Here is a 15127-nt window from a genome sequence, read left to right as displayed (position 1 = left end):
TGCGCATGCAGGCCCTACACTGGCGGGCGCCAATCACAAAGCAGTCGATCAGGGGGGAGGCCCGATGGATCCATGGATAGAGCTGTTTTTCGGGGGCTTGCTCATGGCCTTGCCCCTGGTGCTGTTGTTCATCGGCCTGAGCCTGCACAGGCTGCGCCGCCAGGTGCGTGCGCTGGAGCAGCGCAGCCAGCAGCAGCAGCGCCAGATCCAGCAGCTGCAGCAATCCTTGGCCGCAGGCGCTGGCCCCGTGGCTGCTGCGCCTGTGGCGACGCGTGAGCCAGCCACAGCCACTGTCACCGTTGCCGCCCCGATGGCCCACGCCGCAGCCCCGCCGGCAGCCAGCGCCACGGCGCAGCAGGCAGGGGACGAACAGCAAGGCAGCCTGGCCGCTCAGGCCAGGCTGTGGGCGGCAGCGGTTGCTCGCGAGCCTTCGCCCCCGGCGGCTGCGCCGTTGGGGCAGGCCAGCGCCGATGCGGCCCCGCTGCGCGATGCGCAGGCCGAAGAGGCGCTGTGGAGCGATTTGCCGCCCCGCCATCGGCGCGAGCACAGTCAGCCGCCCGGCGGCACGGCGACCGGCGGGGTCATGGCCTGGCTAAGGCACTGGTTCAGCACGGGCAATGTCCCCGTCAAGGTGGGCATGCTGGTGCTGTTTGCCGGCGTGGCCGCGCTGCTGCGCTACGCCCATGAGCAGCAATGGGTGCAGCTGCCGATGTGGGCCCGTTTGCTGGGCGTGCAGGCGGCGGCGGTGGCCGGCCTGTGGTTTGGTTGGCGCCAGCGTCAAGCGCGGCGCGGTTTTGCGCTGAGCGTGCAAGGCGGCGCTTTGGGCATCTTGCTGCTGACCTGGTTTGCAGCCTACCGCCTCTATGGCCTGCTGCCTGCCGGCGCGGCGCTGGCGGGCACGCTGGCCACGCTGGCGCTGACGGTCTGGCTGGCCTTGCGCCAGGACGCGCTGGCGCTGGCGATGTTTGGCGTGCTTGGCGGTTTTCTGGCGCCGCTGTGGCTTGGCAGCGGCGGCGGCCACGTGGCCTTGTTCAGCTACTACGCGGCCTTGAATGCGGCGATTTTTGCCATCTGCCTGGGGCGCGCCTGGCAGCCGCTGCAATTGCTGGGCTTGGGCTTCACGTTCGGTTTCTTTGGTTTGTGGCTGAGGGCGCAGCCTTGGCCCTTGCCTCATCAGGCCAGCGCGCAGGCGTTTTTGGCGCTGTTCTTCGCGCTGTACCTGCTTTTGCCGGCCTGGTCTGCCTGGCGGGGCCACGGCCCGGCGCAGCAGCGCTGGCGCTGGATCGACGCCGTGCTGGTGTACGGCGCGCCGCTGGCGGCCTTGGCGCTGCAGGCGGTGCTGCTCGAAGGCCAGCGCCGCCCGCTGGCTGCGGTGGCGCTGGCCGCCAGCCTGTTGTACGGCGCGCTGGCCTATGGCCTGCGCCACCAGGCGCGGCTGCGGCCGCTGGTGCGCGACTGGGCCGTGCTGGGCGCGGGTTTTGCCGCGCTCACCGTGCCGCTGGCGTTCTCGGCCCAGGCCACCAGCGTGGCCTGGGCCAGCCTGGCGCTGGCCTTGCTCTGGCAGGGCCTGCGCCAGCGCCAACCGCTGCTGCAAGGCCTGGGCCTGACGCTGCACGTGCTGGCCTGGCTGGTGCTGCAGCAGGCGCGCAATGGTGGGATCGGCAACGGGCAAGCCACGGCCGTTGTTCAACCGGCCTGGCCAGTGCTCAACCCCTGGTTTGCGACCACGGCGTTCCTGGCGCTGACGCTGCTGGCCGCGGCCTGGTGCCTGGCCCGCTGGCGTCAGCGCCCCCTGCACGACCGCTGGGCGCTGGGCCTGCTGATCCTGGGCGTGCTGGAGCTGCTGGGCGCGGGCCTGCGCGAGATTGCGCTGCACAGCAGCGGGGCCGCGGCCGAGGCCTGGCGCCTGATGCTGTTGGCCCTGCTGGGTTGCGCGGCGGCGGCTGTGTACCGCTGGAGCCTGCCGTTGCCAGTGCTGGCGCGCACGGCGCTGCTGCTGGGCCTGGCCGGGCCCATGCTGCATTGGCTGCTGGATCCGGGCCATTGGTACCACCCGCATTCGTTGTGGATGGCTCTGGCGCTGGCGATGTACCTGGCCAGCAGCCGCGCCGTGCTGCACTGGCTGGGGCCCGCGCGCCCGGCCCGCATGGGCGAGCCAGCCCAGGGGCGCGCGGTGCGGGCCTGGCACGCACAGGCCAATACCGCCTGGTGGCTGCATGCCCTGCTGGCGGCCACGCTGTGGCTGTGGCAGGCCTGCGAGGACTGGCTGGGGCCGGACGCTGCGCTGCTGCAGGGCTGGGCGCTGCCGCTGCTGGCGGCGCCGGCGCTGGGCCTGGCGCTGCTGCAAATGCGCGCGCCGCAATGGCTGGGCTATGGCGCTGCGCCTGAGGCGCTTGCTGTATCCGCCGCGCCCGCCAGGGCCGCTGCCGCGCCAGGTGCGGCCTCAGATGCGGCGCGCCACTGGCCGCGGGTGCTGGCGCGCTGCACGCTGTGGGCGCTGGGCCTGGTGGCCTTGCCCGGCCTGCTGCTGCCGGGCCGGCCCGCGCCGCTGCCGTGGTTGCCGGTGCTCAATCCGCAGGATTTGGCGCTGCTGGCCAGCCTGGGCCTGGCGCTGCGGCTGTGGTGGCCGCTGCAGGGTGCCAAGACCGCGCCGCCCTGGCCTTGGTTGGCAGGGCAGGGCAGCGGGCAGCCCTATGGGCTGGCGGCTTTGCTGGCGCTGCTGTGGCTGAGCAAGTCCGCCCTGGCGGCTGTGCACCACTGGGCCGGCGTGCCCTGGGCGCTGCCGGCCCTGCTGCACAGCGCGCTGGCGCAGACGGTGCTGACGCTGCTGTGGGGGGCGCTGGCGGTGGCCGCCTGGGTGCAGGGCTCGCGCCGGCGCTCGCGGCCGCTGTGGACGCTGGGCCTGCTGGTCATGGGCGCGGTGCTGCTCAAGCTGGTGCTGCTCGATCGCCAGCACCTGGGCAATCTGTGGGGCATTGCCTCGTTCATGGGCTATGGCCTGCTGTGCGTGGTGGTGGGCTACCTGGCCCCGGCGCCGCCGCGCGAGCGCGCCAGCGCGGCCAATGAAGAGGCCGCAGATGCTTGATTTCAGTCGCCGCGCTGGCCGCGCTGCATGCGCTGCTGCAGCCAGCGGCGCAGCCGGGTGAGCCAGCCTTCGGCCAGCTGCGTCACTGCGGGCGGCCGTTGGGCTTCGAACCAGGGCAGGCCATGCTCCAGCACGGCCTGGCGCAGTGTCTGGGCTATGGCTGCGTCGTCGGTATGTGCGTCCAGCCGCCACCAATGGTCCTGGCGGTATTCGGGCAGCAAGAAGCCGATGCGCTGGCGCGTTTGGCATTCGTATTCCTTGGGCCGCTGCAGCAGCGGCTGGCCCAGCATGGGCTGCCAGATGCCCAGGTTGACGGTGAAGCGGCCTCTGTCGCCGTAGTTCCATTTGCTGCCCTGCACCTGCAGCACGGCGATGCGCCCCCCGCCTTCGGCGCGGCGAAAGCTGCGCCCCTGGCGCTCGAAGCCCCGCTCTTTCAGGGGCTGGGCCAGGGCCTGACGAACAATGGCGTCGATGCGTTGACTGATGGCGCTCATGGCGGCTCTCCCGATTGTTTGAACCAGGGCTCAGCGCCCCAGGCTGCCTTCTTCCTTCTTGGTGATGAAGATGGCCCAGATGGACATGAACAGCGCGGCGATGACCGGGCCGGCAACGAAGCCGGTGATGCCAAACAGCGAGATGCCCCCCAGCGTCGAGAGCAGCACCAGGTAGTCGGGCATCTTGGTCTCCTTGCCCACCAGGATGGGGCGCAGCAGGTTGTCCACCAGGCCGATGACGCCCACGCCCACGGCAATCATGATGCCGCCCTTGAGCAGCGCGCCCGTGGCCAGCAGGTAGATGGCCACCGGCCCCCAGACCAGGCCCGCGCCCACGGCCGGCAGCAGCGAGAGCACGCCCATGACCACGCCCCAGAGGATGGGGCCCTGGATGCCCATGGCCCAGAACAGCAGCCCGCCGAGCACGCCCTGCACGGCCGCCACGACGATGTTGCCCTTGATGGTGGCCTTGACCACGGCGCTGAACTTGCTGCTCAGCTGGCGGGAGTAGCGCTTGTCCATCGGGATGGCGTGGCGCACCAGCGCCATCAGCCCCGCGCCATCGCGGAAGAAGAAGAACAGCAGGTACAGCATCAGCGTGAAGGCCAGGCCGAACTGCAGGGTGTTCTGGCCGAAGTTCACGGCCTGGGCCGAGAGCACGCGCGCGAGCTGGTTGGCTGCCGCCATCAGCTTGGGCTGGATGTCGGCAAAGCTGTCCAGCCCCAGCCGAGAGAGCAGATCCCAGACGCGCTGGGGCACGGCGGCGACGATCTGCTGGTAGTAATGCTGGAAGTCGTTGCCCTCGCGGTTGATGCGCCCGTAGAAGGCCAGCACCTCCTGCACCAGCGAGGTCAGCACCCCCAGCAGCGGCAGGATGACCACCAGCAGGCACACCAGCAGCGTCAGCAGCGAGGCCAGGTTGCGCCGCGTGGGCATGCGCCCCAGGATGCGCTGGTGCACGGGCCAGAACAGCACGGCCAGCGTGGCGGCCCAGAAGATCGCGCTGTAGAACGGCCGCAGCAGCACGAAAAAGGCAATCGTCACGGCGATCAGAATGGCCAGAAAGGCGCGGCTGTGCAGGGTGGGCTTGTCCATGGCGGGGCAGGAGGGCAGGTATCGATGCGCATGCGGCGCGCACACGCACGCCAATGCACAGGAAAAGAAGAGCGCCACTGTATACGCACCCGCCGCGCCCTGTGCAGGCAGTGGGCAAAAGCCTGGCGCCAGCCGCTGCCTGTTGTGGTTTGGCTGCGCCCGGGCGGCTTGGCATGTCCGCCGGCGGGGGCAAAAGTCGCACGGCTGCGCCCTGCGGCGGGCAGCAGTGGCACAATGTCGGGGTTTTTTTCGGCGCCTTCCAACGCCACTGTCGCATCCGCCAACCGGTCAAGCCGTGTCGCGGAAGGTTTCTCAAACCAGCTAATGCACTTCGCAGAAGTGCGGAGGTCCTGCGGATCATGAGCGATTCATCGACCCTGTACACCCAATATCAGGGCAATACCCACTTGTTTGGCAGCAATGCTCCTTACGTCGAGGAGATGTACGAGAACTACCTGGCCGACCCGACCAGCGTTCCCGATGGCTGGCGCAGCTATTTCGAGTCGCTGCAGAACCAGCCGGCCGCCGACGGCTCGCTCACCCGCGACGTGCCGCACCTGCCGGTCATCAACGCCTTTGCCGAGCGCGCCCGCCAGGGCCACACCCAGGTGGTGGTGGCCAGCGGCGCCGACACCGAGCTGGGCCGCAAGCGCACGGCCGTGCAGCAGCTCATCGCCGCCTACCGCAACGTCGGCCAGCGCTGGGCCGATCTGGACCCGCTCAAGCGCAACCCGCGCCCGCACATCCCCGAGCTCGACCCGGCCTTCTACGACCTGAGCGACGCCGACCTGGAGACGGTGTTCAACACCAGCAACACCTTCTTCGGCAAGGACACCATGACGCTGCGCGAGTTGCTCAACGCGCTGCGCGAGACTTACACCACCACCATTGGCGCCGAGTACATGTACCTGACCGACCAGGCGCAAAAGCGCTGGTGGCAGGAAAAGCTCGAAAGCGCGCGCACCAACCCGCAGCTGAGCGCCGAGGAAAAAATCCACGTGCTCGGCCGCCTGACGGCTGCCGAGGGCCTGGAGCGCTACCTGCACACCAAGTACGTTGGCCAGAAGCGCTTCTCACTTGAAGGCGGCGAGAGCTTCATCGTCGCCATGGATGCGCTGATCGACGCCGCCGGCGTGGCTGGCGTGCAGGAGGTGGTCATCGGCATGGCCCACCGCGGCCGCCTGAACGTGCTGGTCAACACCCTGGGCAAGATGCCCAAGGACTTGTTCGCCGAGTTCGAGCACACCGCCCCCGAGGACCTGCCCGCCGGTGACGTGAAGTACCACCAGGGCTTCAGCTCGGACGTGCCCACCTCCGGCGGCCCGATCCACCTGACGCTGGCCTTCAACCCCTCGCACCTGGAGATCGTCAACCCCGTGGTGGAGGGCTCGGTGCGCTCGCGCATGGACCGCCGCGGCGACCCGCAGGGCAAGCAGGTGCTGCCCGTGCTGGTGCACGGCGATGCGGCCATCGCCGGCCAGGGCGTGGTGCAGGAGACGCTGGCCATGTCGCAAACGCGCGGCTACACCACCGGCGGCACGGTGCACTTCGTCATCAACAACCAGATCGGCTTTACCACCAGCGACCCGCGCGACACGCGCTCGACCTTTTACTGCACCGACGTGGTGAAGATGGTCGAGGCCCCGGTGCTGCACGTCAACGCCGACGACCCCGAGGCCGTGGTGCTGGCCACGCAGCTGGCGCTGGAATACCGCATGACCTTCGGCCGCGACGTGGTGGTGGACATCATCTGCTTTCGCAAGCTGGGCCACAACGAGCAGGACACCCCCATGCTCACCCAGCCGCTGATGTACCGCAAGATCGCCGAGCACCCGGGCACGCGCAAGCTCTATGGCGAGCGCCTGATCGCCCAGGGCGTGCTGCCTGCCGAGGGCCCGGACGAGATGGTCAAGGCCTACCGCGCCGCCATGGATGCGGGCAAGCACACCATCGACCCGGTGCTGACCAACTTCAAGCGCCAGTACGCCGTGGATTGGTCGCCCTACCTGAACCGCAAGTGGACCGACGAGGCCGACACCGCCATCCCGCTGGCTGAATGGAAGCGCCTGGCCGAGCGCCTGACCACGCTGCCCGAGCACGTCAACCCGCACCAGCTGGTGAAAAAGGTCTACAACGACCGCGCCGCCATGGGCCGGGGCGAAATGCCCGTGGACTGGGGCATGGGCGAGGCCATGGCCTTTGCCTCGCTGGTGGCCAGCGGCTACCCGATCCGCCTCTCGGGCGAGGACAGCGGCCGCGGCACCTTCAGCCATCGCCACTCGGTGATTCACGACCAGCAGCGCGAGAACTACCACGAGGGCGTGTACATCCCGCTGCAGCACATCGCCGAGAACCAGGCGCCGTTCGTGGTCATCGACTCCATCCTCTCGGAAGAGGCCGTGCTGGGCTTCGAGTACGGCTATGCCTCCAACGACCCGCATTCGCTGGTGATCTGGGAGGCGCAGTTTGGCGACTTCCTCAACGGCGCGCAGGTGGTGGTGGACCAGTTCATCGCTTCGGGCGAGGTCAAGTGGGGGCGCCTGAACGGCCTGACGCTGATGCTGCCGCACGGCTACGAGGGCCAGGGCCCCGAGCACAGCTCGGCGCGCATTGAGCGCTTCATGCAGCTCTCGGCCGACACCAACATGCAGATCGTGCAGCCCACCACGGCCAGCCAGATCTTCCACCTGCTGCGCCGCCAGATCCTGCGCCCGCTGCGCATCCCGCTGGTGATCTTCACGCCCAAGAGCCTGCTGCGCAACAAGGACGCGACCTCGCCGATCTCCGAGTTCACCGACGGCAGCTTCCGCACCGTCATCGGCGAGCAGAGCGAGGCCGTGCTGGCCAAGGCCGCCAAGGTCAAGCGCCTGATTGCCTGCTCGGGCAAGGTGTACTACGACCTGGTGAAAAAGCGCGAGGAACTGGGCAGCGACGACGTGGCCATCATCCGTGTCGAGCAGCTCTACCCCTTCCCGCACAAGGCCTTTGGCGCCGAGGTCAAGCGCTTTCCCAACGCCAAGGAAATCGTCTGGTGCCAGGACGAGCCGCAGAACCAGGGCGCCTGGTTCTTCGTGCAGCACTACATCCACGAGAACATGCTCGATGGCCAGAAGCTCGGCTACGCCGGCCGCGCCGCCTCGGCCTCGCCGGCCGTGGGCTACGCCCACCTGCACCAGGAGCAGCAAAAGGCCCTGGTCAACGCCGCGTTTGCCAAGCTCAAGGGCTTCGTGCTGACCAAATGACACACAGCCAAGGCTGCCGCCCTGCACAGGCCGGCAGCCTTGGCTTATTCTTCGCTTCTCATCTCCCCATCCCCTTTCGCCTCCGAACCCCACAAGAGACATTCCCATGGCCGTCATCGAAGTCAAAGTCCCGCAGTTGTCCGAGTCCGTCTCCGAGGCCACGCTGCTGCAATGGAAGAAAAAGGCCGGCGAGGCCGTCGCCGCCGATGAAATCCTGATCGAAATCGAAACCGACAAAGTCGTGCTCGAAGTGCCTGCGCCCTCGGCCGGCGTGCTGACCGAAATCGTCGAAGGCGACGGCGCCACCGTCACCTCCGACCAACTCATCGCCCGCATCGACACCGCTGCCCAGGCCGCCGCTGCGCCCGCTGCTGCTCAAGAGGCCTCTGCACCTGCAGCGGCAGCCCCGGCGCCTGCTGCTGCGGCCGCAGCGCCAGCTTCGGCCAGCAAGGCCGGCGTGGCCATGCCCGCCGCTGCCAAGATCCTGTCGGAAAAAGGCATCAACGCCGCCAGCGTGACCGGCACCGGCAAGGATGGCCGCGTCACCAAGGGCGACGCGCTGGCCGCCAGCCCTGCTGCCAAGGCAGCGGCCAAGCCCGCCGCCGCGCCCGTGGCCCAGGCCGTCGCTGGCGAGCGCCCCGAACAGCGCGTGCCCATGAGCCGCCTGCGCGCCCGCGTGGCCGAGCGCCTGCTGCAATCGCAGGCCACCAACGCCATCCTGACCACCTTCAACGAAGTGAACATGGCCCCGGTCATGGAGCTGCGCAAGAAGTACCAGGACAAGTTTGAGAAGCAGCACGGTGTGCGCCTGGGCTTCATGAGCTTCTTCGTCAAGGCTGCGGTGCATGCGCTCAAGCAATACCCCATCGTCAACGCCAGCGTGGATGGCAACGACATCATCTACCACGGCTACTTCGATATCGGTATCGCCGTGGGATCGCCGCGCGGCCTGGTCGTGCCCATCCTGCGCGACGCCGACCAGCTCTCCTTTGCCGACATCGAGAAGAAGATCGCCGAGTTCGGCGCCAAGGCCAAGGAAGGCAAGCTCAGCATTGAGGAAATGACCGGCGGCACCTTCTCCATCAGCAATGGCGGCGTGTTCGGCTCGATGATGTCCACCCCCATCATCAACCCGCCGCAATCGGCCATCCTGGGTATCCATGCCACCAAGGAGCGCGCCGTGGTCGAAAACGGCCAGGTCGTGGTGCGCCCGATGAACTACCTGGCCCTGTCCTACGACCACCGCATCATCGACGGCCGCGAAGCTGTGCTGTCGCTGGTGGCCATGAAGGACGCGCTGGAAGACCCGGCACGCTTGCTGTTCGATCTGTGATGGCACTGCATCCAGAGCCAGGCCTTGGTGCCGGCTCTGGATGCCCGGTTCAGTTGTGGCAGGCAACACACCCAAGATCATCATCCTGGCTGGCCCCAATGGGGCTGGGAAAACGACGTTTGCCAAAGAATATCTGCCCGCGGAAGCGTCTTGCCCCACCTACATCAATGCCGACTTGATCGCGGCAGGCCTGTCGCCTTTTGCGCCTGAACTAGCAGCCGTTGCAGCCGGTAAATTGATGCTGCAACACATCCAGCAATGCGTGCAAAAGCGCGAAGGCTTTGCGGTGGAAACCACGCTCAGCGGCAGAATGTATGCGCGCCTGATTCCCCAATGGCAAGCCATGGGCTATCGCGTAGAGCTGGTTTTTTTGCAACTGCCATCGGCTGCCCTGGCCATTGAACGTGTGGCGCAACGTGTGAAGCAAGGCGGGCACAGCATTCCTGCCGATACCATCGAGCGCCGCTTTCATGCAGGCAAGGAGCATTTCGAGCGCATCTACAAATCGCTGGTCGATCACTGGATGCTGATTGATACTTCCCAGACGCCATACACCGTTCTAGATTCAAGCGGCTAGCCATGACTTTCGATTCTGCCCAAGCGACGTCTGAAGTGACCCGCACATCCCCGCCCATGGATCGTGCTGGCATTGAGCGCGCCCTGCAACGTGCCTACGAAAACGCCTGCCGCATTGCCTGGCAAACCAACACGGCGATGGTGTTTGAGAAAAACGGCCAGATCGTCAAAATCCACTTCCCCGAGCCCATCCCCCCCAAATTCACACCATGAGCACCACCTCTTTTGATCTCATCGTCATCGGCGCCGGCCCCGGCGGCTACATCGCGGCCATTCGCGCTGCCCAGCTGGGCATGAGCGTGGCCTGCGTCGATGCCTGGAAAACCCAGGACGGCAAGCCCGCCCCTGGCGGCACCTGCACCAACGTCGGCTGCATCCCCTCCAAGGCGCTGCTGCAGTCCAGCGAGCATTTCGAGCACGCGCGCGAGCACTTTGCCGAGCACGGCATCAGCACCGGCAAGCTGAGCATGGACGTGGCGCGCATGCTGGCGCGCAAGGCCGAGGTTGTGAAGCAGAACAACGAGGGCATCCTCTACCTGTTCAAGAAAAACAAGGTCAGCTTCTTCAACGGTCTGGCCTCCTTCACCAAAGCCGTTGAAGGCGGCTTTGAAATCCAGGTCAGCGGCGACAAGCCCGAAGCCCTGACGGGCAAGCAAATCATCATCGCCACCGGCTCCAGCCCGCGCGCGCTGCCTGGCGTGCCGTTTGACGAAAACATCGTGCTCTCCAACGATGGCGCGCTGGACATTGCCAGCGTGCCCAAAAAGCTCGGCGTGATCGGCTCGGGCGTCATCGGTCTGGAGCTGGGCAGCGTCTGGCGTCGCCTGGGCGCGGACGTCACCGTGCTCGAAGGCATGCCCGCCTTCTTGCCCGCCGCCGACGAAGCCATCGCCAAAGAAGCCAAAAAGGCCTTCGACAAGCAAGGTCTGAAGATCGAACTGGGCGTGAAAGTCGAAGAAGTCAAAACCAGCAAGAGCGGCGCGACCATCCAATACACCGACGCCAAAGGCCTGGCCCAGAGTCTGAAAGTGGACAAACTCATCGTCTCCATCGGCCGCGTGCCCCACACCGAGGGGCTCAAGCCCGAGGCCGTGGGTGTGCAGCTCGATGAGCGCGGCGCCATCGTCGTCGATGGCGATTGCCGCACCAGCGTGCCCGGCATCTGGGCCGTGGGCGACGTGGTGCGCGGCCCCATGCTGGCGCACAAGGCCGAGGAAGAAGGCGTGGCCGTGGCCGAGCGCATCGCCGGTCAGCACGGCCATGTGAACTTCGACACCATCCCCTACGTGATCTACACCAGCCCGGAAATCTCCTGGGTGGGCAAGACCGAGCAGCAGCTCAAGGCCGATGGCGTGGCCTACAAGGCTGGCAGCTTCCCGTTCCTGGCCAATGGCCGCGCCCGCGCGCTGGGCGATACCACCGGCCTGGTGAAGATCATCGCCGACGCCAAGAGCGACGAGATCCTGGGCGTGCACATCGTCGGCCCGCAGGCCAGCGAGCTGATTGCCGAGGCCGTGATGGCCATGGAGTTCAAGGCCAGCGCCGAGGACATCGCCCGCATCTGCCATGCCCACCCCACGCTGTCCGAGGTGACCAAGGAAGCGGCGCTGGCCGTGGACAAGCGCGCGCTCAACTTCTAAGAGCTTGCCCTGCAAGGGTCTTGGCTTTGCCGCCCGCCATGATTGTGCCGATGCCCGGCCCGTCATGGCGGGCGGTTTGCGTTGTGTGGTCTGCCATCCTCGGGCCGGGGTGCGCATCAAGGTGTTTGCAGGCCTTGCCCGGATTCTGGACAATGCCAGCCTCGTGCAGGCTGCGCACATGGCGGTCGCCTGCCCGATGTCACTGGCTCAATGGCTGAAACCTTGAAAGCGCACCATGTTCAATCTGTTCGCCCTTTTGTACGACCCAACAGGCAGCGTTGACAACGATTCGCTCATTGACGATCTCAAGCAGAGATTCCCGTGGATCAAGGAGTACAGGGTTTTCACAGAAACACTGGAGTTCCCGGCCATCACGCGGGTCATTCTGGAAAAGGACGGCTGGCGGGTGCGCTTCAATATCAGAGCGCAAGAGGATATGACGCTCAGCCTGAGCAGGCTGCAAAAAATCCTGAAGAAGAAAACCGCCTTGCCCGAGAACTTCCTGTCCTACAACAAGGAGCTGGCCATTGGCTTTGGCGATGACCCGGAGCGCCGGTTTACCGACGAGATCATCCACATTGGCGAGTTCGTGCGCGAGAACTATCCGGGCGTGGTCATTTATGACCAGTACAACGAAGACGTTTGGTGATGCGCGGCCCAGCGCGGGCCGCCTGAGCGCAGGGCAGTCAAGCCTGCCCTGACTGGGGGCGCTGGAACAGCACATCCCAGACGCCGTGGCCCAGGCGCAGGCCGCGCTGCTCGAACTTGGTCACCGGGCGGTACCAGGGGCGCTGGGCAAAGCCTTCGGGCAATTGGCCCAGATTGACCAGCTCGGCATGGGCCTGCAGCACATCTCGCATCTGGTGGGCGTATTCCTCCCAGTCGGTAGCGCAGTGGATGTAGCCGCCAGGGGCCAGGCGCGGCACCAGAGCGGCCACGAAATCGGGCTGGATCAGGCGGCGCTTGTGGTGGCGCTTCTTGTGCCACGGATCCGGGAAGAAGATGTGCACCCCGGCCAGGCTGGCGGGCGGCACCATGTGCTGCAGCACCTCCACGGCGTCGTGCTGCACGATGCGGATGTTGTCGATGCCGCCGTCCTGCATGCGCTTGAGCAGTGCGCCCACGCCAGGGGTGTGCACTTCGCAGCACAGAAAGTTCTCCTCGGGCCGGGCCTGGGCAATGCCGGCCGTGGCATCGCCCATGCCGAAGCCGATTTCCATGACCACGGGCGCATGACGGCCAAAGGCCTGGGCGAAGTCCAGCGCCTGGGGCCGGTAGGGCAGCACATAGCGCGCGCCCAGCGCATCGATGGCTTTTTGCTGGGCCACGGTGGTGCGCCCGGCGCGCAGCACAAAGCTGCGAATGCGCTTGAAGTGCGCCGGCGGTGCGGTGGCATCGCCGGCGGCGGGGCGGGGCGTGTCGTCGCCAGCGTCGGCGCTGGGCGGGGCGGTGTCGGGCTGGGTCATGAAGGCAGTGCGAAGGCCGTGGGCAAAAGGCGCGATTGTGCCGCAAGGCAAGGTCTGCCGTGTGCGCCCTGTTCGTGCGCCGACTTCGTGCGCCGGCACGGCAAAAAACCCCGCAGCGCCATGGGTTTGCTTGGCGCGGCGGGGATGGTTGAGCCAGCCGGTCAGGCCTGCAGGGTCATTTCCTGTTCTGGTTGGGCGCGGCTGGTGCGGGCGCTGCGGGCTTGGCCGCTGGCGCTGTGCTGGCTTGGGGCTCTGGCGCCGCCTTGGCCTTGCCCTTGGGCTTGGGCGCTGCCGCCGGGGCGTAGCCCGCGCCGCCAATGGTCAGGCCGCCTTCGGAGAGGCTTTTCGCCTTGGCTGCGCCAACGCCCTTGACGCGGGTGATGAAATCGTCCCAGTCCTTGAACTGGCCCTTGGCGCGCTCTTCGATGATGCGCTCGGCCGTTGCCGCGCCGATGCCCTTGATCTGCGTCAGCTCCTGGGCATCGGCCTTGTTGACGTCCACCGCGGCGGTGGCTGCGCTGACCAGCCAGAACCAGATGGCGGCCAGGATGGAAAGCTTCTTGAACATGGGTTTCTCCTCCTTCAGCGATATGTGCTGCAACCCTGTGGCGGCATGGCAATGCCGCCGCGCACAGGCCCTGTCATTGCATGCGGCGCATGGAACAACAGGGCCGATGCTAGGCCGCGCCATGCCTTTGGGCACTGGGGCAATGCCCTATGCCGTTTTGCCGCAGCCTGGGCCAATATGCCCCTTTGGCGTTGCCCGGTGGTCAGCGCCGGATGCAGTCCAGCGCCTGCTCGATGCGGTCGACGGCATGCACCTGCAGGCCGGCGATGGGCTTTTTGGGCGCGTTGGCCTTGGGCACGATGGCCACGTCAAAGCCCAGCTTGGCCGCCTCACGCAGGCGCTCCTGGCCGCGCGCGGCCGGTCGCACCTCGCCGGCCAGACCGACCTCGCCAAAGGCAAAAAAGCCCTTGGGCAGCGGCTGCGAGCGCAGCGAGGAGTGCAGCGCCAGCAGCACGGCCAGATCGGCGGCCGGCTCAGTGATGCGCACGCCGCCCACGGCGTTGACGAACACGTCCTGGTCGTAGGTGGCCACGCCGGCGTGGCGATGCAGCACTGCCAGCAGCATGGCCAGGCGCTCGCGGTCCAGCCCCACCGACAGGCGCCGCGCGCTGGGGCCGGCGGTGTCCACCAGGGCCTGGATTTCCACCAGCAATGGGCGCGTGCCCTCCAGCGTGACCAGCACGCAGCTGCCGGGCACGGGCTCGCTGTGCTGGCTCAGAAAGATCGCGCTGGGGTTGGAGACGCCCTTCAGGCCCGTCTCGGTCATGGCGAACACGCCGATTTCGTTGACGGCGCCAAAGCGGTTCTTGATGGCCCGCACCATGCGAAAGCTGCTGTGCGTGTCGCCCTCGAAGTACAGCACGGTATCGACCATATGCTCCAGCACGCGCGGCCCGGCGATCGTGCCCTCCTTGGTGACGTGGCCGACCAGCACCACCGCGATGCCGGTGCTCTTGGCCAGGCGCGTGAGGTGCGCGGCGCATTCGCGCACCTGCGCCACCGAGCCGGGCGCGGAGCTGAGCTGGTCGGAGTACACGGTCTGGATGGAGTCGATCACGGCCACGGCCGGCTGGTGCGCCTGGATCGAGGCCAGGATGTTCTCCAGCTGGATTTCGGTCAGGATGGGCACCTGGCTGTCGGGCAGGCCCAGGCGCCGCGCGCGCAGCGCCACCTGCGCGCCGCTTTCCTCGCCGCTGACGTACAGCGTCGGCAGGCCCTGGCGCTGCAGCCGGTCCAGCGCCTGCAGCAGCAGGGTCGATTTGCCGATGCCCGGGTCACCGCCGATGAGCACCACCGAGCCCTCGACCACGCCGCCGCCCAGCACCCGGTCGAGCTCGCCGATGCCGCTGGGCGTGCGCGCCACCTCCTGCGCCTCGATCTGCGACAGGGGCGTGATGGGCTGCACGGCGGCCGTGCCGGCGTAGTGCGCCGCCGCCGAGAGGCGGTTCTTGCTCTCGGCGCGCGGCGCGGTGGCGGGGGCGGCCGTCTCCTGCAGGCTGTTCCAGGCATTGCAGGCCGGGCAGCGCCCCATCCAGCGGGCGCTGGTGCCGCCGCACTGGTTGCAGGTGTAGAGGGTTTTGTCGCGGGCCATGGCAAGGTGGGATTAGTGTCGATGGCGCAGGGGCTAT

The 15127-nt window shown here is 67.3% G+C and carries 12 protein-coding genes; 7 read left to right on the top strand and 5 right to left on the bottom strand.

Annotated elements, in window-relative coordinates:
* Positions 1–64: 64 nt before the first annotated feature.
* Positions 65–3085: a DUF2339 domain-containing protein gene (locus tag CK625_RS05165; RefSeq protein ID WP_095539231.1), complete on the top strand. Its 3021-nt coding sequence runs from the start codon at positions 65–67 to the stop codon at positions 3083–3085.
* Between the two features lie 2 nt (positions 3086–3087).
* Here CK625_RS05165 and CK625_RS05160 read toward each other — a convergent pair whose 3' ends face one another.
* Both CK625_RS05160 and CK625_RS05155 read right to left on the bottom strand, forming a co-directional pair.
* Positions 3088–3579 (bottom strand): DUF4304 domain-containing protein, encoded by a 492-nt coding sequence (locus CK625_RS05160; protein ID WP_095539230.1) that lies wholly within the window; start codon positions 3577–3579, stop codon positions 3088–3090.
* Between the two features lie 30 nt (positions 3580–3609).
* Positions 3610–4674, bottom strand: coding sequence for an AI-2E family transporter (locus tag CK625_RS05155; RefSeq protein ID WP_095539229.1), 1065 nt, complete (start codon positions 4672–4674; stop codon positions 3610–3612).
* A 359-nt stretch (positions 4675–5033) separates the two neighbouring features.
* Between CK625_RS05155 and CK625_RS05150 the strand changes: the two genes are divergently transcribed.
* From CK625_RS05150 to CK625_RS05130, 6 genes are all read left to right on the top strand, one after another.
* Complete coding sequence (locus CK625_RS05150; protein ID WP_095539228.1) at positions 5034–7916, top strand: 2-oxoglutarate dehydrogenase E1 component; 2883 nt, start codon at positions 5034–5036, stop codon at positions 7914–7916.
* Positions 7917–8022: 106 nt separating this feature from the next.
* Positions 8023–9249, top strand: coding sequence for a 2-oxoglutarate dehydrogenase complex dihydrolipoyllysine-residue succinyltransferase (odhB, locus tag CK625_RS05145; RefSeq protein ID WP_095539227.1), 1227 nt, complete (start codon positions 8023–8025; stop codon positions 9247–9249).
* Between the two features lie 40 nt (positions 9250–9289).
* Positions 9290–9826, top strand: coding sequence for a zeta toxin family protein (locus tag CK625_RS05140; protein WP_095539226.1), 537 nt, complete (start codon positions 9290–9292; stop codon positions 9824–9826).
* 56 nt (positions 9827–9882) lie between these two features.
* A complete protein-coding gene (locus CK625_RS13885; RefSeq protein WP_172424460.1) occupies positions 9883–10038 on the top strand; it encodes a hypothetical protein in 156 nt (51 codons plus the stop codon).
* Positions 10035–11465 carry a dihydrolipoyl dehydrogenase gene (gene lpdA / locus CK625_RS05135; protein ID WP_095539225.1) on the top strand — a complete coding sequence of 477 codons (1431 nt, stop codon included), beginning with the start codon at positions 10035–10037 and terminating at the stop codon, positions 11463–11465. The genes CK625_RS13885 and lpdA overlap by 4 nt, the downstream gene beginning before the upstream one ends.
* Before the next feature lie 235 nt (positions 11466–11700).
* Complete coding sequence (locus tag CK625_RS05130; protein ID WP_095539224.1) at positions 11701–12114, top strand: hypothetical protein; 414 nt, start codon at positions 11701–11703, stop codon at positions 12112–12114.
* Between the two features lie 37 nt (positions 12115–12151).
* Here CK625_RS05130 and trmB read toward each other — a convergent pair whose 3' ends face one another.
* The 3 genes from trmB to radA all read right to left on the bottom strand — a co-directional run bounded on the left by trmB (position 12152) and on the right by radA (position 15090).
* Positions 12152–12931 (bottom strand): tRNA (guanosine(46)-N7)-methyltransferase TrmB, encoded by a 780-nt coding sequence (gene trmB / locus CK625_RS05125; protein WP_095539223.1) that lies wholly within the window; start codon positions 12929–12931, stop codon positions 12152–12154.
* Between the two features lie 175 nt (positions 12932–13106).
* Positions 13107–13499 (bottom strand): ComEA family DNA-binding protein, encoded by a 393-nt coding sequence (locus CK625_RS05120; protein ID WP_095539415.1) that lies wholly within the window; start codon positions 13497–13499, stop codon positions 13107–13109.
* 202 nt (positions 13500–13701) lie between these two features.
* On the bottom strand, positions 13702–15090 hold the full coding sequence (gene radA, locus CK625_RS05115) for a DNA repair protein RadA (RefSeq protein ID WP_095539222.1): 1389 nt from the start codon (positions 15088–15090) through the stop codon (positions 13702–13704).
* Positions 15091–15127 lie beyond the last annotated feature (37 nt).

It is taken from the genome of Vandammella animalimorsus (genome assembly GCF_002285265.1).
In the GTDB taxonomy this organism is placed as follows: domain Bacteria; phylum Pseudomonadota; class Gammaproteobacteria; order Burkholderiales; family Burkholderiaceae_C; genus Lampropedia.
The sequence above is the reverse complement of the archived record's forward strand: the minus strand, read 5'-3'. Positions and strand labels throughout refer to the sequence as shown.